Source organism: Noviherbaspirillum sp., from assembly GCF_036846085.1.
Taxonomy (GTDB): Bacteria; Pseudomonadota; Gammaproteobacteria; order Burkholderiales; family Burkholderiaceae_D; genus Noviherbaspirillum.
The window spans coordinates 1-19,667 of the sequence record NZ_DAIUCO010000034.1; the positions used below are offsets into that span (position 1 = coordinate 1).

General features: G+C 65.0%; 18 protein-coding genes. 1 reads left to right on the forward strand and 17 read right to left on the reverse strand.

Annotation, left to right across the window (positions count from 1 at the left end; translation table 11 throughout):
- The 10 genes from V7080_RS06160 to V7080_RS06205 all read right to left on the reverse strand — a co-directional run.
- Positions 1–496: SDR family NAD(P)-dependent oxidoreductase (locus V7080_RS06160; protein ID WP_334187529.1), on the reverse strand; the 496-nt coding region annotated here is incomplete at its 3' end.
- Between the two features lie 38 nt (positions 497–534).
- A complete protein-coding gene (locus V7080_RS06165; RefSeq protein WP_334187530.1) occupies positions 535–1,524 on the reverse strand; it encodes a Bug family tripartite tricarboxylate transporter substrate binding protein in 990 nt (329 codons plus the stop codon).
- A gap of 212 nt (positions 1,525–1,736) precedes the next feature.
- A complete protein-coding gene (locus V7080_RS06170; RefSeq protein ID WP_334187531.1) occupies positions 1,737–3,401 on the reverse strand; it encodes a long-chain fatty acid--CoA ligase in 1,665 nt (554 codons plus the stop codon).
- An 84-nt stretch (positions 3,402–3,485) separates the two neighbouring features.
- The gene (locus tag V7080_RS06175) at positions 3,486–4,643 is read right to left on the reverse strand and encodes an acyl-CoA dehydrogenase family protein (protein WP_334187532.1); all 1,158 of its coding nucleotides are present in this window, start codon (positions 4,641–4,643) and stop codon (positions 3,486–3,488) included.
- A 70-nt stretch (positions 4,644–4,713) separates the two neighbouring features.
- Positions 4,714–5,538, reverse strand: a complete 825-nt coding sequence (locus tag V7080_RS06180; protein ID WP_334187533.1) for an SDR family NAD(P)-dependent oxidoreductase — start codon at positions 5,536–5,538, stop codon at positions 4,714–4,716.
- 31 nt (positions 5,539–5,569) lie between these two features.
- Positions 5,570–5,989 (reverse strand): MaoC family dehydratase, encoded by a 420-nt coding sequence (locus V7080_RS06185; RefSeq protein ID WP_334187534.1) that lies wholly within the window; start codon positions 5,987–5,989, stop codon positions 5,570–5,572.
- A gap of 30 nt (positions 5,990–6,019) precedes the next feature.
- On the reverse strand, positions 6,020–6,463 hold the full coding sequence (locus V7080_RS06190) for a MaoC family dehydratase N-terminal domain-containing protein (RefSeq protein ID WP_334187535.1): 444 nt from the start codon (positions 6,461–6,463) through the stop codon (positions 6,020–6,022).
- A 23-nt stretch (positions 6,464–6,486) separates the two neighbouring features.
- Positions 6,487–7,671 carry a lipid-transfer protein gene (locus tag V7080_RS06195; protein ID WP_334187536.1) on the reverse strand — a complete coding sequence of 395 codons (1,185 nt, stop codon included), beginning with the start codon at positions 7,669–7,671 and terminating at the stop codon, positions 6,487–6,489.
- Between the two features lie 216 nt (positions 7,672–7,887).
- Positions 7,888–8,952 (reverse strand): AraC family transcriptional regulator, encoded by a 1,065-nt coding sequence (locus V7080_RS06200; protein WP_334187537.1) that lies wholly within the window; start codon positions 8,950–8,952, stop codon positions 7,888–7,890.
- 285 nt (positions 8,953–9,237) lie between these two features.
- Positions 9,238–10,401 carry a CaiB/BaiF CoA transferase family protein gene (locus tag V7080_RS06205; RefSeq protein ID WP_334187538.1) on the reverse strand — a complete coding sequence of 388 codons (1,164 nt, stop codon included), beginning with the start codon at positions 10,399–10,401 and terminating at the stop codon, positions 9,238–9,240.
- 250 nt (positions 10,402–10,651) lie between these two features.
- Between V7080_RS06205 and V7080_RS06210 the strand changes: the two genes are divergently transcribed.
- Positions 10,652–12,208, forward strand: coding sequence for a long-chain-fatty-acid--CoA ligase (locus V7080_RS06210; RefSeq protein ID WP_442947191.1), 1,557 nt, complete (start codon positions 10,652–10,654; stop codon positions 12,206–12,208).
- Positions 12,209–12,259: 51 nt separating this feature from the next.
- Here the strand turns inward: V7080_RS06210 and V7080_RS06215 are convergent, their stop codons facing one another.
- The 7 genes from V7080_RS06215 to V7080_RS06245 all read right to left on the reverse strand — a co-directional run bounded on the left by V7080_RS06215 (position 12,260) and on the right by V7080_RS06245 (position 19,660).
- Entirely contained in the window at positions 12,260–13,057 is a 798-nt protein-coding gene (locus V7080_RS06215) for an enoyl-CoA hydratase/isomerase family protein (RefSeq protein ID WP_334187539.1), read from the reverse strand.
- 35 nt (positions 13,058–13,092) lie between these two features.
- Positions 13,093–13,998, reverse strand: a complete 906-nt coding sequence (locus tag V7080_RS06220; protein WP_442947192.1) for an SDR family NAD(P)-dependent oxidoreductase — start codon at positions 13,996–13,998, stop codon at positions 13,093–13,095.
- A gap of 76 nt (positions 13,999–14,074) precedes the next feature.
- Entirely contained in the window at positions 14,075–14,914 is an 840-nt protein-coding gene (locus tag V7080_RS06225; protein ID WP_334187541.1) for an HpcH/HpaI aldolase/citrate lyase family protein, read from the reverse strand.
- Between the two features lie 13 nt (positions 14,915–14,927).
- On the reverse strand, positions 14,928–16,289 hold the full coding sequence (locus tag V7080_RS06230) for an MmgE/PrpD family protein (RefSeq protein ID WP_334187542.1): 1,362 nt from the start codon (positions 16,287–16,289) through the stop codon (positions 14,928–14,930).
- A gap of 19 nt (positions 16,290–16,308) precedes the next feature.
- The gene (locus tag V7080_RS06235; RefSeq protein WP_334187543.1) at positions 16,309–17,487 is read right to left on the reverse strand and encodes a CaiB/BaiF CoA transferase family protein; all 1,179 of its coding nucleotides are present in this window, start codon (positions 17,485–17,487) and stop codon (positions 16,309–16,311) included.
- Between the two features lie 27 nt (positions 17,488–17,514).
- Positions 17,515–18,486 carry an NAD(P)H-dependent flavin oxidoreductase gene (locus V7080_RS06240; RefSeq protein WP_334187544.1) on the reverse strand — a complete coding sequence of 324 codons (972 nt, stop codon included), beginning with the start codon at positions 18,484–18,486 and terminating at the stop codon, positions 17,515–17,517.
- A 13-nt stretch (positions 18,487–18,499) separates the two neighbouring features.
- A complete protein-coding gene (locus tag V7080_RS06245; RefSeq protein WP_334187545.1) occupies positions 18,500–19,660 on the reverse strand; it encodes an acyl-CoA dehydrogenase family protein in 1,161 nt (386 codons plus the stop codon).
- Positions 19,661–19,667 lie beyond the last annotated feature (7 nt).

Genomic DNA, 19,667 nt, shown 5'->3' on the forward strand with positions numbered 1-19,667 from the left:
TGTCGACCCCGGCCTTGGCCGCACATACGTGGGCCTGGTAGATCGTGGGATTGAACGATTGCGGCGCTGAAATGTTGATCACGGAAGCGCCGGGCCGGCGCAGGTACTGGTGCGCCTGCCGGATCACATTGAAGGTGCCGAGCAGGTCGATATCGACCACGGTCTTGAAGCCGTTGGGCGACATGTTCAGCGCGGGCGACACGAAGTTGCCGGCCGCGCCGGATACCAGCACATCGAAATCCCCGAAAGCGGCATGCGCCGACTTCAGCGCTTCGGCCACGGCGGCGGGCTCGCGCACGTCGGCGGCGAAGCCGATGGCCTTGCCCCCATGCCGCTGCAGGTGTTCCACCGCGGCATCGATCTTGTCCTGCGAACGGCTCATGACCGCGACAGCGGCACCGCGGGCGGCGAAGGCATCCGCGATGCCGAGGTTGATGCCGCTGCTGCCGCCGGACACGAATACCGTCCGGCCGGTGAAGTCGAATGATTCTTGCATGTGGATCTGCTCCTGTTAGCTGTTTCCGCCGGCGGACATCACTCGATGCGGATGTTCGAGTCCTTGATGACCTTGCCCCAGATCTCGGAGTCGGTCTTCATGATGCGGCCGAACTCGTCGGCCTTCTCGCCGCCCGCCTGCAGGCCGAGGCCTTCGATCTTGGCGCTGCCTTCCGGACTGCGCACCATCGCCGCGACTTCCTCGGACAGCTTGTTGACGATCTCCTTCGGCGTTCCGGCCGGGACGAACACGCCGAACCAGCCATAAGGCTCGAAGGCCTTGTAACCGAGCTCGGTCATGGTCGGCACGTCGGGAAGGATCTTGAAGCGCTGCGCGCCGGTCACGGCCAGCACCTTGAACTTGCCGGAGCTCAAGTGGCTGCGGATTGACGCGACATCGACAAAGGCCGAAGTGATCTGGCCGCCCAGCAGGTCGGAGACCAGCGGGGCCGCACCCTTGTATGGCACGTGCATCAGGTCGGCGCCAGTCTGGCTCTTGAGCATCTCGCCGTGGATATGCGACGAAGTGGCGTTGCCATAGGAACCGTAGTTGTACTTGCCGGGATTCGCCTTCACCAGGGCGACAAAGTCTTTCAGGGTATTGGCGGGCGTCGCGACCGGCACCACGAAAAGATCGGCCGAGCGTGCCAGCAGCGCTACCGGCTGGAACGCCTTGAACGGATCGAACGGCATCTTGCCGTAGAGGAAAGGCGCCTGGATCATCGCCGTGATGCCGACCAGTACGGTGTAGCCGTCGGGAGCGGACTTGGCGACCTGATCGCTGCCGATGTTGCCGCTGGCACCCGGCTTGTTTTCCACGATCGCGCTCTGCTTCCAGCTTCCTTCAAGGCGGTTGGCCAGCATGCGTCCAAGCGTGTCGGTCGCGCCGCCCGCCGGATAGGGCACGACGACCTTGATCATCTTGTCCGGATAGTTCTTTGCGTCTTGCGCATGGGCCGCGCCGAGTGAAAGCATGAAGGCACAGGCCATCAGGCCGGTCCGGGCAAAGGTGCCGAATTTCATCCGCATTGCTGTCTCCTGTAGTTTCATGGTCGGGCCGGGTACAGGGTGTTCTGTAGCCCGGCGCATACTGCCTTTATCACCGTTCCACTATCGCCGATTGCCGTGCGCTTCACAATTTGCATTTGCGGAAGCACCGCTTTGGCTGGTGTTAATGCGGCGCGTGCCGCGGACATCCGGCATGCGCAACGAAAGCAAGCGCACCACTGAACAGGCAGGTGTCACTGCACCCGGTTTTCCTTCTCCTGCAGCTCGCGCCACAGGATTTTCCCCGTGCTCGATTTCGGGAGCGCCTCGACGAACTCCACTGCGCGCGGGACCTTGTACGCCGCCATCTGCTCGCGGCACCACGCGATGATGTCACCTTCGCTGAGACTGCCCCGGCTTTCCGGCTTGATCACGAGAATCGCCTTGACCGACTCGCCGCGCCGCTCGTCATGCGTGCCGACGATGCAAGCCTCATGCACGGAGGGATGCGAATACATCATGTTCTCGACTTCCGCCGGCCACACCTTGTAGCCGGAGACATTGATCATCCGTTTGAGACGGTCGCACATGAAAAAATAGCCGTCCTCATCCACGTAACCGAGGTCGCCGGTGCGGATGAAGCGCTTGCCGTCGAGTTCGAAAAACACCTGCCGGTCCGCCTGCTCATTGTTCCAATAGCCTTTCATGACCTGCGGACCATGGGTGACGATTTCGCCCACCTGCCCATGCGGCAGCTCTTCCAGCGTCGCCGGATCGATAATGCGCGAATCGACGCCGAACACCGGCATGCCCAGGCATTGGCGCTTGGGCCGGCAGAGCGGATTGGTGTGCGTGCCGGAGGCGGTTTCGGTCATGCCGTAGCCCTCGATATATTCGAGCCCGAATTTCTCGCGCAGCATGTGCGCGACTGCTTCCGGCATCGCCGCGCCGCCGCCCGTGATCAGCGTCAGGCTGGACAGGTCGTAGCGGTCGAGGTCGGGATTGGCGAAGAAGTCGAGCACCATCGCGGGAGGCGCCGCCCACATGGTCGCGCCATAGCGGCTCACCAGCGAGGCCGCGTTGTCACGGTCCCAGCGCGTCATCAGCAGCGCGGTCGCACCGAGCAGGATCGGGATGTTCATGCCGTTCTGCATGCCGAGCAGATGGAAGGTCGGCGCGACGGCAAGGAATACCGAGGTCGGGAACAGCTGGCGCCAGACCTGCGTATTGGCCGCGACGGCCATCAGGGTTCCATGCGTATGGATACAGCCCTTGGGCAGGCCGGTGGTGCCGGAGGTGTAGGGCAACAGGCAGATATCGTCCTTGCCGGCCAGGTGCGGCGCAGGGACGCATGCGGCGGCGAGCGCCGCGTTCCACGACGCGACCTCCTTGTCCGTGATGCCGGCGTCCGGCTCCAGGAGCGCCTCGGGAATGGTCATCGCGGTGCTCTCGCGCAGGTAATCGCCGTAGCGGTGCACGAGAACATGCCGCAGCTTGCCTTCCCCGATGCACGGAAGAATGGATTTGTAGAGTTCCTGGGCCACGATGGCCGCGCGGGCGCCGGAGTCGGCAACATAATGGTCCAGCTCGCGCGCGGTGCTCATCGCATTCACCGGCACCACCACCGCGTCGGCGCGCATGATGGCGTAGTAGGCGACCACGAACTGCGGACAGTTCTGGCTCATCAGCAGCACGCGATCACCCTTGCCGACGCCGAATCGCTGCTGCAGGAATCCCGCCAGCGCATCCACCTCGCGCTTCAGATCGGCGTAGCTGACGATGGTGTCGTAGAAGACGAGCGCCGCCTTGTCCGGATAGCGGCGGGCGGCGGCTTCGAGGTTGTAGTACAGACTCGTCTCGGGAACGTGCAGGGTTTTGGGAAACCCCTTGGGCCAATGGCGATAGTGCAGCGTCGACAAGATGTTGTCTCCATTCTCGATGGTGTGATTTGCGTCGGCCTGCGTTGCCGCTGGCGCCGGGATGGCCCCGCGGCCACGGGCCTGCTAGTCGCGCTCCATGGCGCGTGCAATGACTTCCTTCATGATCTCGTTGGAACCGCCGTAGATCTTGCCGACCCGCGCATCGGCGTACATGCGCGCGATCGGGTACTCCAGCATGTAGCCGTAGCCGCCATGCAGCTGAAGGCATTCGTCGATCACCTGGCAGTTCATCTGCGTGGTCCACCATTTCGCCATGGCGGCCGTCTGCGCGTCGAGCTTGCCGGCCAGCAGCTGCATCACGCACTGGTCGACGAATGTCTGTGCGATGGTCGCCGTGGTCTTGCATTCCGCCAGCTTGAAGCGGGTGTTCTGCAGTGCCATCAGCGGCTGGCCGAACGCCTGGCGCTGGCGCACATAGTCCGACGTTTCCTGCACCGCGCGCTGCATCACCGCCACCGCGCCGATGGCGATCAGCAACCGTTCCTGCGGCAGCTGTTCCATCAGCTGCGCGAAGCCCTTGCCCTCTTCCGGACCGAGCCGGTTTTCCACCGGCACCCGGACGTCGTCGAAGAACAGTTCCACCGTGTCCTGCCCGCGCTGGCCGATCTTTTCCAGGAAGCTGCCGCGGCGGAACCCTTTCAGGTCTTTCGTCTCGAGCATGATCAGCGACACGCCGCGGCCTTTCGCCTGCGGGTCGGTCTTGACCGCCACGCAGAGGAGGTCGGCATGATAGCCATTGGTGATGAAGGTCTTGGAACCGTTGATCACATACTCGCCGCCTTCGCGCACCGCCGTGGTCTTGATGCTCTGCAGGTCGGAACCGGCGGAAGGCTCGGTCATCGCGATGGCGCCGACCATGTCGCCGGTCGACATTTTCGGCAGCCAGTGCCGCTTCTGTTCTTCGGTGCCGTAGCGCAGGATGTAGTGGGCCAGGATGCCGCTGTGGACATTCAGGCTGAAGCTGTTCGACAGCGCCCGGTTCTGTTCGATGCAGATCACCGCCTCGTGCAGGAAGTCTCCTCCTCCGCCGCCGTATTCCTCCGGAATGCTGGCGCACAGCATGCCGATCTCGCCCGCCTTGCGCCATATCTGGCGGTCGGGGTAATGCTGGGCCCGCCACTTGTCTTCATGCGGCGTGACTTCATTGTCGAAAAACCTGCGGATGGAATCCCGGAAAAGTTCCAGGTCCGGGTTCATCCAGGGTGTGGCGTAGGCGCTCATGTGCGTGGCCGATAGATGTTGGAACACCCGGCGCGGCGCGCCGGGGTAAGTGGGCTGAAGGACGGAAGGCTTACGGCCGGCCGCCGCCGCAGACCAGTACCTGGCCGCTGATGTAATTCGATTCCGGCAGGCAGAACAGGTAAACCGCGCCCGCCGCCTCTTCCGGCGTGCCGGCGCGGCCCACCGGGATCAGCGCCTCGGCATTCTTGAGCACCTGCGGATTGACGCCGACCTTGATCTTGCGGCCTTCGATATCGATGCTGGCGTCGGCGTCCGCCGCGGCTTCCGTCAGCCGCGTCTTGATCAGGCCAAAGGCGACGCTGTTGACGTTCACCTTGTAGCGGCCCCACTCCTTGGCCAGCGCCCTGGTCAGGCCGTTGATGCCTGCCTTGGCGGCGGAATAGTTGGCCTGGCCGGCGTTGCCCATCACGCCCGAGGTGGAAGAGATATTGACCACCTTGCGGAATACCTCCTGGCCGGCTTCCGCCTCCTTCTTGGCCGCGCTGCGGATGAACTCCGATGCCGCGCGCAGGATGCGGAAAGGCGCGGTCAGGTGTACCTGCAGGATCGCTTCCCATTGCTCGTCGGTCATTTTCTGGATCACGTTGTCCCAGGTATAGCCGGCGTTGTTGACGATGATGTCCAGCCCGCCGAAGCCATCGACGGCGGTGGCGACGAAGCGCTCGCCGAAGTCGGCGTCGGTGACGCTGCCGATGCAGGCCAGCGCCTTGCCGCCGGCGGCGCGGATCACTTCCAGCGTTTCGTTGGCCGCGCCTTCATCCAGATCGTTGATGACCACGCTCGCGCCTTCGCTGGCGAGCTTTATCGCGATTTCGCGCCCGATGCCGCGGCCCGAGCCGGATACGATTGCTACCTTGCCTTCAAGTTTTCTCATGTCTGTCTCCTGTGTCCGTTTCCTGTGGTCGTTACGCCAGGGCGATGACCGCATCGCCCCTGAGCTTGATCTCGCCGTTCTGGTCGGTGGTGGTCAGTTCGACCCGCACCCGCTGCTCGCCATCCTTCTCGAATTTCTCCACCACCTTGCCGCTGCAGGTGATGGCATCGCCCACATGGGTGATCGCGGCGAAGCGCACGCCGAAACCGCGCAGCCTGTCCTGCGGCACCCAATCGGTCAGCACGCGGCCGAGATAGGCCATGGACAGCATGCCGTGCGCGAATACATCCGGCATGCCGGCCCTGTGTGCGAAGTCGATGTCCACGTGGATGGGATTGTGGTCGCCCGATGCGCCGCAATACAGCGCCAGCGCATGCCGGGTGATCGGGGCAGTGGTGTAGGAAGCGATCTCGTCGCCAACCCGTACCGCATCAAATGTCATTCGGTCCATTCTTTTTCCTGTGAGGCCGGCTGGCCATGGTCAACCGTTGCGAACCACCGTCACGCCGCGCAGTTCGGCGACAAGCGCGCCGTGCTGGTTGGTGACCCGCGTCTCGCGCACCACAAACTCGAGCGCGCCGTTCTTCTTGTCATAGATGTCGGCGATGCGCTGCTCGAAACTGAGCCGGTCGCCCGCATAAGCCATCGCGTGATAGGTGAAGTTCTGCTCGCCGTGCAGGACCTTGCCGATGTCGATGCCGAGCAGATCCCGCACCGCGGAGGGATTCGGCGAATCCATCTCCAGGCAGAACAGAAAGGTCGGCGGCACCGGCAGGGCCGGATGGCCGGCCCTGCTCGCCGCGGCTTCATCGCTGTAGACCGGATCGGCCTGGCCGATGGCCTTGGCGAAGAAGCGCAGCCGCCCCTTCTCGACGTCTACCGCGTAGCGCGGCAGCACATGTCCGATATATTTTCTGTCGATCATGATGTTGGCCTTCCCGCCGCCGCTTACGCCGCCTGGTACATCGTGACCACGCAGGCACCGCCGAGGCCGAGGTTGTGCTGCAGGGCGACGCGCGCGCCTTCCACCTGGCGCTGGTCGGCCTGGCCGCGCAGCTGCCACACCAGTTCGGCGCATTGCGCCAGTCCGGTAGCGCCCAGCGGATGCCCTTTCGACAGCAGGCCACCCGACGGATTGACGACAACCTTGCCGCCGTAGGTGTTGTCGCCGTCGAGGATGAACTTCTCGGCCGTGCCTTCCGCGGTCAGGCCCAGGCCTTCATAGGTGATCAGTTCGTTGGCGGTGAAGCAGTCGTGCAGCTCGACCACGTCCACATCCTCGGGTCCGACGCCGGTCGCTTCGTACACGCGGTTGGCGGCGGCTGCCGTCATGTCATAGCCGACCACGCGACGCATGTCGCCGGAGTCGAAGGTGCTGGCGGTGTCGGTCGTCATGGCCTGGCCCGCGATGAAGACCCGGGTATCGAGGCCATGCTTCTTCGCGAACGCGTCCGAGGTCAGGATCGCCGCGGCGGCGCCGCAGGTCGGCGGGCAGCACTGCAGGCGGGTGAGCGGATTGAAGACCTTGGGAGCGGCCATCACTTCGTCCAGCGTGACGGTCTGGCGGAAAATCGCCAGCGGGTTGCGGGCCGCGTGCTGCCGCGCCTTCACCGAGATGCGGGCGAAGGTTTCGGCCTTGGTGCCGAAGCGTTCCATGTGGGCACGCCCGGCGCCGCCGAAGAACTGGGCCGCGCGCGGCACGCCGTCCTCGAAGCCCTGCACGGCCGCCATCGAATCCTGGAAGCGGGCCAGTGGAGAAGGACGGTCATCGTAGGCGCCCTTCAGCGCACCCGGGCTCATCTGGTCGAAACCGAGCACCAGCACGCATTCCGCCGCGCCGCTTTCGATCGCCTGGCGGGCGAGGAACAGCGCGGTGGAACCGCTGGAGCAGTTGTTGTTGACGTTGAAGACCGGGATGCCGGTCACGCCCACGCCATATACGGCGGCCTGGCCGGAGGTCGAGTCGCCGTAGACATAGCCGGCATAGGCCTGCTCGATGAATTTGTATTCGAGGCGCGCATCGTCCAGCGCCTGTTTCGCGGCGCGCGCGCCCATGACGGAGTAAGGCTCGCTGGCGCCCGGCTTGGTGAACGGGATCATGCCTACGCCCACTACATGTACTTTTCGGCTCACTGTTGATTCTCCTCTTGGGTCAATCTGGTTTCACAATGGTGTTTAGATTGCCTGCCGCGGCCTGCGCGGACAATGGCGTACGGCGACAAAATGCATTGGCCAAAAAGTACAGGGAGCGGTGTGCAGGCGCCTATATCCCCACGTGGTTGAAGTGACTTGCCTTACAGCGGGGAAACATCGGGTGAACAGGTGCGGAGCGGCTGCGCCAATCCGGCATCAGGCGTGCATGGACGATGTCCCGGCACGGACGTCTGCCCTTGCATCCGCCGCGTGCAGCCGCGTATTGCGGTATTCGCCCGGCGCTACCCCGGTCCATTTCTTGAACGCGCGATGAAAGGTGCTGGGCTCGGAAAAGCCGACCAGATTGGCGATCTCGATCAGGGTGAGATCCGCCCGCGCAAGGTATTCGATGGCGACATCGCGCCGCAGGTCGTCCTTGATGGTCTGGTAACCCTGCCCCTCGTCCTGGAGACGCCGCCTGAGGGTCTGCGGCGTGACGGCGAGCGACTTGCTGACTTCTTCGAGCGAGGGCATCTCGCCGTCCAGGTGGCGGCGCAGAATGCGCCGGATGCGCTCGGTGACGTTGGCATGGTCGCGGTATTTGACCAGCAGGCTGGCGGGTGCCTGATGCAGGAATTCCTCCACGCTCTGCACGTTCTGCACCACCGGCAGGTCGAGCCATCTTTTTTCAAAACGAAAGCCGACCGGACCGTCCTGGTAATGCACCGTGGCCTGGAAGACGCGGAATGCGTCGGACGAGAGTTTCCTGTCGGCGTTGCTGTAGTCGACATCGATCAGCGGAATCCGTCGCGCCACCAGCCAGCAGGCAAGGCCGAAGGTAAAGAACATGAAGGTGCGTTCGACGAAGCGCAGCCGCGCATTGCGTTCGGCGCGCGACTGCAGCACGACGTGGGCGATCTCGCCTTCGATGCGCAGGCGCGGCGCCATGTCTTCCAGCGCCAGGTGGTAATAGCGGAAACCTTCGGTAAGGGCTTCGCGCAGCGAGCGGCAATGAACCAGTGCGCGGCAATTGCGGGCGAAGGTGCCGATTTTTACCGGACGCGAGCACAGGCCCCACAGCTCGTCGCGGGTGATGCGGGTGAGCGTGCGGATGAGGGCCGTGTACTGCGCCTGGGAAACACGCGACAGCGGCGACTCCAGCAGGGCAGGCGAAATGCCGGAGCGCAGCAGGATGGCGGAAACATCCCGGCCCTGCTCTCGCACACCCTGCAGAATCTGCTCGACCTGGAGAATCGCAATCGTGTTGTGAGTGACCGTCATGTTGGATAACCCGGGCAACCGCTTGTTCCTTGGAAACCAGAGTGTATCGAATCGCCCGGCGCAAGGCTTCATGGCATGTTCCCCCCTGGATTGGCATCGGTGCACCGGCATCCCGATGCGCCCTGATTATGCACGCAGCAAGGATGGCCGCATTTCCGCCGGCGTGCAATTCGCTTTTCACAAAGCGGGCTTTCAGCGGGGACTAAGCGGGATGGGGTGAATTTCAGGCGTGATCAGCGGCGCATGCAGCGCTCACCCGGCATTGCCGGGTGGAACTGCCGGCCGCTACAGGGCGGCGCGGCTTTCCCGCAGCGCGGTGATGGCTTCGTCCGGATAGCCGAGTTCGCGCAGGATTTCGACGGTATGCTCGCCGGCCGCCGGCGCATGGCGACCGACCGAAAATTCGAAGCCGCTCATCTTGACCGGAAAGCCGACATGGGTCATGGCGCCGAGTTGCGGATGCGTGGTCTCGTGCACCATGCCGCGTGCGCGGAAATGCGGGTGCCGCAGGCTTTCTTCCAGCTTCAGTACCGGACTGACGCAGCAGTCCGCGCCGGCAAGCTTTTCTTCCCATTCGGCCAGCGTCAGCGATGCCACGATGCGGGTGACTTCATCCCGTATCCGGCGCAACTGTTCCGGCGGTGCATTGCGGTCGCAGGCCTTCAGGTCGGGCCGCTCAATCACCTCGCAGAATTTCTCCCAGAATTTCGGTTCGAGCGCGGCAACGGCAAGGACTCTGCCGTCACGCGTGTGATAGGGAACATAGTTGGGCAGTCCGCCCGAGATGCTGTCGCCGCCTGCGGGCCGCGCCTTGCCCTCGCTGTTGACGCGCGCCAGCGGCAGCACCGCGTGCGCGAGCGTGCCATCGCTGATGGCGACATCGAGGAAGCGGCCGTTTCCGGTGCGCGACGCATCGAACAGCGCCGCCAGGATGCCCATCACCGCCGTCAGCGAGCCGCCCATCAGGTCGGCGATCGGGAGGTTGGACAGCGCCAGCGTGGAGGCATCGGTGCCGACCTGATCCAGTGCGCCGGCATAGCCGGCGTAGTTCATGTCGTGCCCGGCGAGGTCGCGGAACGGGCCGGTCTGGCCATAGCCGGTGATGCTGCAATACACCACGCCGGGATTGACGGCGGAGACCTGCTCATAGCCGATGCCGAGCCGGTCCACGATGCCGGGACGAAATCCCTCGACCACGATGTCCGCGGTGCGCGCGAGGTCGAGAAAGGCTTGCACGGCGGACGGCTGCTTGAGGTCGAGGCGGATGCCGCGCTTGTTGCGGTTGACGAGAACCTTCACCGGGGCCGCGGTGTAATCGCCCGCCCCGGTATCCTCGATCTTGATTACGTCGGCGCCCATGTCGGCCAGGTGCTGGGTGCAGACGGGACCGGGCAGCAGACGGGTCAGGTCGAGGACTTTCACGCCTTGCAGCGGCGGCTTGTTGGTCATGGCTGTCTCTCTCCGTAATGATCTATGCGGAGAATTTTATCGGCACGGCAAACCGCGGCCAATGGCAGGATCGCTGATTCCGGGATGGCAGAAATGCTCAGGCGGTCCGTGCCTGGCAGCTTTGGCCAACGTGTTTTGGTACGAACCGCCATTGCCGCGCCACGCGGAAGAACGCGATCATCCTGCGGGACGGCATCGCTGCCGCATCGACCGCGCACCGCGCACCGCCTTCAACGAGGAGACAAGAGGAATGAACCTGACACAGGGACTGCATCGGGCGCAGCAGAATCATCCGGAGCGCATCGCCACCGTTTTTGGCGACAGGCAACAAACTTTCCACCAGATGGCGCAGCGCGTGGCGCGTCTGGCCGGTGCGCTGCAATCGCTCGGCGTCCGCGCCAGCGACCGGGTGGCGATGCTGGCACTGAACTCGGACCGCTATGCCGAGTACTTCCAGGCGGTATGGTGGGCCGGCGCGGTGACCAACCCGGTCAACACCCGGTGGAGCGTGCCGGAGATCGTGTACTCCCTGGCCGATTGCGACAGCCAGGTACTGATCGTCGACGACCAGTACCTGCCGCTGGTGGAGCAGATCCAGGAGCGGACACGCTGCGTGCACACCCTGATCTACGCCGGCGACAGGGCAACGCCGCCGGGCATGCTCGGCTACGAGGACCTGATCGCCGACGCCACGCCGGTCGAGGATGCGATGCGCGGCGGGGACGCTCTCGCAGCCATCCTGTACACCGGCGGCACCACCGGGTTTCCCAAGGGCGTCATGCTCAGCCACACCAATTTCTGGATTGCATCGATCGCCCGGATGGCGGAGATGGGCGGCCAGCCGGGCAGCATATCGCTGATCGCGACGCCGCTGTTCCATGTCGGCGGCGCCGGCAGGCTGGTGGGCCAGTCGATCGGCGGCAATACCATCGTCATCGTCCCTTCCTTCACCGCGGAAGGCGTGCTGGACGCGGTGGAACGGCATGGCGTCAACGACCTGATGCTGGTGCCCACCATGCTGCAGATGCTGCTCGACCATCCGGCATTCGAACGCAGGAAAATGGCCACCATCAAGCGGATCAGCTACGGCGCGTCACCGATCGCGCTGCCGCTGCTGGAGCGCACGCTCGACCTGTTTCCCGGCGTCGAGTTCGCCAGCGCCTACGGCATGACTGAAACCGCCGCCTCGGTCTGCGGCAACCCGCCCGTCAACCATGGTCCCGAAGCGCGGAAAAGCGGCCTGGTGCGGTCAGTCGGCCGGGCCGGCTACGGATGCGAAATCCGGATCGTCGACAGCGACGGCAACGAACTTCCCCGCGGAGCGGTGGGCGAAGTCATCATCCGCGGCGGATGCGTCATGCTCGGCTACTGGAAGAAGCCCGCGGAAACGGCGGCCGCCCTGCGCGACGGCTGGCTGCATACCGGCGATGGCGGCTACCTGGACGAGGACGGCTATCTCTACATCGTGGACCGCATCAAGGACATGATCGTGACCGGCGGCGAGAACGTGTACTCCGCCGAAGTCGAAAACATCCTGGCCCGTCACCCCGCCGTCTCGGTGTGCGCCGTGATCGGCATCCCGAGCAGGCAGTGGGGAGAGAGCGTGCACGCGGTCGTGGTGCTACAGACGGGCTCACAGGCGACCGAGGAGGAACTGCGCGCGCATTGCAGGACCGCGCTCGCGGGCTACAAATGCCCGAAGTCGGTCGAGTTCCGCGAAGCCATGCCGCTGTCGGCCGCGGGCAAGGTGGTCAAGGCGCAGCTGCGCGAACCGTATTGGCGCGGGCAGGAACGCAAGGTGAGCTGAGGTCAGTCGACATGCCGCAATGCACGCCGCCCGGGGGGGCGGCGCATGGATTCACTTCGGCCACGCAAACGGCGGCGGCTCTTTGTTCAGGAAAGCGGCGACCGCCTTGCGGTGGTATTCCGAGGAACGCGCCACGCCCTGCCCCGCCGCTTCCATCTCAAGCAAGGCGCCCAGGGTGCTCGTGGGCGAGGCGTTGAATGCCCGCTTGCTGATGCTGAGCGCGGTCAGCGAAGCGTTCGTGAAGCTGAGCGCGATCTGACGGGCACGCCCGGCGATGGCCTCCGGCTCGTGGATCTCCGCGACGATGCCGAGCTGCCTTGCTTCCTCAGCGCCGACTTCGCGCGCCGAGAACGCCAGCTCCTTTGCCCGCTGCAGGCCGACCACGCGTGGCAGGGTGTAGAACACACCGCAGTCCGGGATGAGCCCCAGCTTGAGGAAGGACAGGCAGAAGCGGGCGCGCGGCGTGGCGAGCACGAAGTCCGCCGCCAGCGCGAGGCCGAATCCGGCGCCGAACGCCGGACCGTCCACCGCCGCGATCACCGGGCGGTCGAAATTGATCAGTTCCTCCACCCACAAATGCAGGTCGAGCATACGGTTGCGGCCTTCTTCGGCGGTGCCTTCCCCGCTTTGCATGCCCCGGATGTCGCCACCGGCGCAGAACGCGCCGCCGGCGCCGGTCAGCACCAGCGCATGGATGCCGCGGTCGCGTCGCACCGTGCCCATGGCTTCCGCGAGTTCCGTGCGCATCTTCATGTCGAGCGCATTCTTCTGGGCCGGCCGGTCGAGGGTGATCGTCGCCACGCCGTCCTCGACCGCGTACCGTATCGTTTGCAATGCCGCTGCTTCCATGTGTTTCTCCAGGTTGTTTGGTTGGCCCGCGGTACTCAGATCGGATCCCAGCTGAACACGTCGGCGGACCGGTCCAGTTCGTAAAACGCGGCTTTCAGCGCCGGCATCCCGTGACTGGCAATCGACTCCGGCGTCCATCCCTCGGAGCGGTGCACCGAACGCACCGGGCGCGGCTGGCTCATCAGGAACATCTCGTTGTTGCGGACGGCGAAGACCTGCGCGTTGACATCGGCGGCCGCGTCGCTTGCCAGATAGACCGCAAGCGGCGCGATCTTGTCCGGCGTCATCTGCTTGAGGCGTTCGACGCGGGCCTGCTCCTCCGGGGTGTCGGCCGGTATGGAACTCGTCATCCGGCTCCAGGCGAACGGGCAGATGCAGTTGGAACGGACATTGAAGCGCTGCATGTCGAGCGCGATCGACTTCGACAGCGCGGTGATGCCGAGCTTGGCGGCGGAATAATTGGCCTGCCCCATGTTGCCGACCAGCCCCGACGCCGAGGTCATGTGCACCAGGCTGCCCGACTCCTGCTCCTTGAAGTAGGGTGCTGCCGCCTTGCTGGTGAAATAGGCACCGTACAGGTGGACCTTGACGACCGCATCCCAGTCCTCGACGCTCATCTTGTGGAAGATGCGGTCGCGCAGGATGCCGGCATTGTTCACCACGCAGTCGATGCGGCCGAAGGCGTCGACCGCGGCTTCGATAATGCGCTGCGCGGAAGCCGCTTCCGATACGCTGTCCGCATTGGCGATCGCCTGCCCGCCGAAGCCCTTGATCTCCTCCACCACCTGCTGGCCGGGGTTCATGCCGGTGGCGTCGCCGGTCAGCGACGCGCCGATGTCGTTGACGACGACCCGGGCGCCCTGTCGCGCCATCGCCAGGGCGATCTCGCGGCCAATGCCGTTACCCGCGCCGGTCACGACCACCACCTTGTCCTGCACCATGTTCTGATTTGCCATTTGTCTCTTCCTTCCGTTGAATCCTGCTGAATCCTGCTGATTTGCAGGGATGATGCGGCCTTCAGAGGCGCGCGAGTATCGCTTGCGCGCGCAGCATCACGGGCTTGTCGACCATCTTGCCGTCGACCGATACCGCGGCGCCGTTCGCGCCCGCCGCAAGTTGCACGACCCGCCGCGCCCAACGCACGTCGTCCTCGCTCGGGCGGAAACCGGCATTGACCGGCTCCACCTGCCGCGGATGAATGCACAACTTGCCGCCGAAGCCCAGCCGCCGCGCCCTGTGCGTGTCCGCACGCAGGCGTTCCTCGTCGTCGATGGCGGTGGTGACGCCGTCCAGCGGCGCCAGGATGCATGCCACCCGCGACGCCAGCACCATCTGCGAGCGGAAGTGCAGCAGTTCCTCGCCGTCGCCGTCGATGCCGAGATCGACCTGGAAATCGATGGAGCCGAACGCCAGCCGCTGCACGCCGGGCTGGCGCGCAATGTCGATCACGTTCCACATGCCCTGCGCGGTCTCGATCAGCGGCAGCAACGGCACCTGCGCGCCGATGCGCGACGCAACCCGGGCCATGTCCTCGATGCGTTCCGCCTTCGGCACCATGACGCCGGCTACCGCAGCGACACCGGCCGCCCGGCACATCTCGACGTCGTCGCCGAACCATTCGGTGTCGGCGCCGTTGATACGGACAACCACGGGCACATGCACCGGCCGCTGCTGCGCCAATGTCGCGGCGCAGGCGTCGCGTGCGGCGCGCTTGTACTCCGGCGCGACCGCATCCTCGAGATCGATGATGACGGCATGCGCGCCGCTGCCGCATGCCCTGGCGAAGCGCTCTGGCCGGTTGCCGGGCACGAACAGATAGGAGATGCAGGACTTTTGAACCGTTTGGCCGGTGTCCATGACGCCCCCGTCTTCAGGCCAGCAGGCTGCCGATGCGGTCAGCCCCGGCGATACGCCAGATGCGGTCGAACGCCTGCCGCATCTCGCTGTCGCTCGCGCCCCCGCTGAAACGGGCCAGGCGCAACGCCTTGTCCTCCAGTTCCGGCCGGCTGAGGGTATTGCCGGGATCGCCCTTGGGCTCGTCCACGCGCCCGTGCAGGACGCGGCCATCGGTCGTTTCGACGCTGACCTTGCCGATCCACCGCACCGGGTAGGCGGTATCGACCTCGATATCCAGGGCCATCTTCACCTTGTCATGCACGGCGACGACGCGCGGGTCCTTGAAGGATTCCTCGAACTCGAGGATGCCGGCGTTGCCGAACACGGCGATCAGTCCAAGCACCGTGCCCATCGAAAATTTTCCCTGGTGGACGGTGACCGGGTTGACGACCGGTCCGAGCACGTCGATCGCGCCCTGGTGCACATGCGCGGTGACCTTTGCGATCCGTTCCGGCGCCAGGTCGTTCTCCCGCATTACCTGCAGCAGCGCGTCGGCGGCCGGATGGGTGTGGCGGCAGGATGCGTGAAACTTGAACGATGTTTCCACCGTGGCCCAGCGCTCCCGCAGACTGTCCGTCAGGCGCGCCGGATCGGCATCGCTCGACATGCCCGCGGCCATGCCCTGCACGCCTTCGAGGATGCGGCGCGCGCCGGTGAAGCCGTCCTTGGCGAGATAGGCGGCGGTCAGTCCGCTTGCGGCCGCGTGCGCGGTGTGAAGCTGCTTGGAATCGGCGGCGTCGCGGAGAAACTCCCACAGTCCGGCGGCCTGCGTGCCGGCCGAACCGATCGCGTGCAGCATCTGTGCCGCGTCCAGGTTCAGCAACCGGCCCGCGGTGACGGCGGCGGCGATGGTGCCGGCGGTACCGGTCGTATGGAAAATCTTGTAGTGCGAACGGCCGAGGAATTCCCCGACACGGATACCGACCTCGTAGCCGGCCACCGATGCCGTCAACAGCTCTCGCCCGGAACTGCCGAGCGATTGTGCGATCGCCAGCGCCACCGGAAACACCACGGTGGCCGGGTGGAACACCGAGCCGTTGTGGACGTCATCCTGCTCGGCGATGTGCGACGACGCGGCATTGACCATGGCGGCGAACAACGGCGTCGAGCGCGTGCGTGACGGCAGGATTTCCGACGGCCCGTCACCGGTCCCCATCTGCTGCGCAAAACGCCCGATGATGTCGATCGGGCGCATGCCCTTGCCGGCCAGCGCCGAGCCGAACCAGTCCAGCATCAGGTCCTCGGTCCGCCGCACGACCGCATCCGGAATCTGTTCGAAGCGCAGCTCGGCGGCGAAGCGCGCCAGGACGGCGCTTGGATTGTCTTCTCGGTTCATTGTTTTCTCTCTTCTTTCGTTAGATGGCGCCGGCGTCGCGCAGGCGCCCGATATCGGTGTCTCCATACCCAAGCTCGTGCAGGATGGCGTCGGTATGCTGGCCGAGCGCCGGAATGGGGTCGATGCGGTAGTCATAGCTGTCATTGACGCCCGGCGGCAGCAGCATCGGCAGTTCGCCGACCGGCGAATCCACCGAGCGCCAGCGGTCGCGCGCCTGCAGCTGCGGATGCTCCCAGAACGCATTCATGCTGTTCATGCTGGCATTGCCGATGCCGGCATCGTCCAGTCGCCGGGTGATCTGCGCGGCGTCCAGCGTCCCGAACACGTCTTCGATCAGCGCCTTGAGAGCGGCGCGGTTGCCGTTGCGCGCGACGTTGGAATTGAAGCGCTCATCGACGGCCACCTCGGGCCGCAGCAGCACGTTACTGCAGAAGGAAGCCCACTCGCGCTCGTTCTGCACACCGAGCAGGACGGTCTTGCCGTCGCCGGTGGCGAACGGGCCGTAGGGATAGATGGTCGGGTGGCTGGAGGCGGCGCGCGGCGGCGGCGACGCGCCCTTGTAGGCGTAGTACATCGGATTGGACATCCACTCGCCGAGCGCTTCCAGCATGGAGACGTCGATATGGCTGCCCTTGCCGGTCCGGCCGCGCTGGATCAGCGCCGCGAGGATATTGCTGTAGGCATACATGCCGGCGGCGATATCGGCGGCCGACACCCCGGCACGCGATGGCGCTTCCGGCGTGCCTGTCACCGACAGCAGCCCGGCCTCCGCCTGGATCAGGATGTCGTAGGCTTTCTTGTCGCGGTAGGGACCGTCCTTGCCGTAGCCGGAAATGTCGCAGACGATCAGCCCGGGATGCGCGGGACGCAGCGCTTCGGCGGACAAGCCGAGGCGCGCCGCCGCGCCCGGCCCCAGGTTCTGCACCAGGACATCCGCCTGGCCGACCAGCTGCTTGAGAATCTTCGCGGCCTCGGGATTCTTCACGTCGAGCGTGAGGCTTTCCTTGGACCGGTTGATCCACACGAAATAGGACGCCATGCCGTCCACCCTGCTGTCGTAGGCGCGGGCGAAATCACCGACGCCGGGACGTTCGATCTTGATGACGCGGGCGCCCAGGTCGGCCAGCTGCCGGGTGGCGAACGGCGCCGCCACGGCGTGCTCCAGGGTTACTACGGTAATGCCGTCAAGCGGGCGCATGCCTTTTTCCTTTCAGATTGCTGCTGCTTATGCTGCATATTCTTGGAACAGCCGGCCTCTTGCCTGCTCGTATTCCTGCTTCATGCGCGCCACCACGTCGGCCACCGGCGGCTTGTCGCTGATGTTGCCCACGCCCTGCCCCGCGCCCCAGATTTCCTTCCAGGCCTTGGGCTTGTCATGGCGGGTGGCATAGTTCATCTTCGACGCATCGGCATGCGGCAGGTCGTCCGGATCGAGGTCGGCGGCCTTGATGCTGCCGCGCAGGTAGTTGGCCGGCACGCCGGAGAAGAACGGTGTGTAGACAATGTCGGCGGCGCTGGACTCGATCACCATCTGCTTGTATTCGTCGGGCGCATTCGCCTCGCGCGTGGCGATGAACCGGGTGCCGATGTAGGCCAGGTCGCAGCCCATCGCCTGGGCGGCGAGCACGGCGCTGCCGTTGGTGATCGAACCCGACAACGCCAGCGGGCCGTCGTAGAAGCGGCGGATTTCATTGACCAGCGCGAACGGGCTGAGCGTGCCGGCGTGGCCGCCGGCCCCCGCGCATACCAGGATCAGGCCGTCGACCCCGGCTTCGAGTGCTTTCTGCGCATGGCGCACCGTGGTGACGTCATGCAGCACGACGCCGCCATAGCCATGCACCTGCCGCACCACATGCTCGGGCGAGCGCAGCGAGGTGATCACCACCGGCACCTTCTGGCGCACGCAGACGTCCATGTCGTGCTCCAGCCGGACGTTGGAGTGATGCACGATCTGGTTCACGGCGAACGGCGCGACGCGGCGTTCCGGGTGCGCCGCCTGGAAAGCTTCGGTCTTCGCGCGGATGCGCACGATCCAGGGTTCCAGCTCCTCCTGCGGGCGCGCATTGAGCGCCGGAAAGGCGCCGACGATACCCGCGCAGCACTGGGCGATCACCAGTTCCGGACCGGAGACGATGAACATCGGCGAGGCAATCACCGGCAGTTCGAGCTTTCCCTGCAACGGAAGCGGCAAGGCCACGTTCTTCCCTTTCCTAAAACGAGCGCGGCAGCCCGAGCACATGCTCGGCCACGTGCGACAGGATCAGGTTGGTCGAGATCGGCGCGACCTGGTAGAGGCGGGTCTCGCGGAACTTGCGCTCCACGTCGTATTCGCAGGCGAAGCCGAAGCCGCCGTGGAACTGGAGGCAGGCATTCGCCGCTTCCCAGGAGGCGTCCGCCGCGAGCATCTTCGCCATGTTGGCCTGCGCGCCGCAGGGCTGGCGGTTGTCGAAGAGTTCCGCCGCCTTGTAGCGCATCAGGCTGGCGGCCTCGATGTTGACGTAGGCGCGGGCGATCGGGAACTGCACGCCCTGGTTCTGGCCGATGGGCCGGCCGAACACCATGCGCTCGCTTGCGTACTTGACCACCTTGTCGATGAACCAGTAGCCGTCGCCGATGCATTCGGCCGCGATCAGTGTGCGTTCGGCGTTGAGTCCGTCGAGGATGTACTTGAAACCCATGCCCTCCTCGCCGATCAGGTTCTCGGCCGGGATCTCCAGGTTGTCGAAGAACAGTTCATTGGTTTCGTGATTCACCATGTTCGGTATCGGACGCACGGTCAGTCCCTTGCCGATCGCCTGGCGCAGGTCCACCAGGAAAATCGACATGCCCTCGGATTTTTTCTTCACTTCCTGCAGCGGCGTGGTGCGCGCCAGCAGGATCATCAGGTCGGAATGCTGGATGCGCGAAATCCATACCTTCTGCCCGTTGACGATATAGCGATCGCCCTTCTTCACCGCGGTGGTCTTGATCTTGGTGGTATCGGTCCCGGTGGTCGGCTCGGTCACCGCCATCGATTGCAGCCGCAGGTCGCCGCTGGCGATCTTCGGCAGGTATTCGCGCTTCTGCTCCGGCGAACCGTGGCGCAGCAGCGTACCCATGTTGTACATCTGCCCGTGGCAGACGCCGGAATTGCCGCCGCAACGGTTGATCTCCTCCATGATGACCGAGGCCTCGGTCAGGCTCAGTCCGGAGCCGCCGTATTCCTGCGGAATCAGCGCGGCCAGCCATCCGGCGCGGGTCAGGGCTTCGACGAAGGCTTCCGGATAGCCTCGCTCCTCGTCCACCTTGCGGAAGTACTCCGCCGGAAACTCGGCGCACAGGCCGCGCAGCGCGGCGCGCAGCTCTTCGTATTTGTCGGTCTCGTTCAGCATGGTTTTC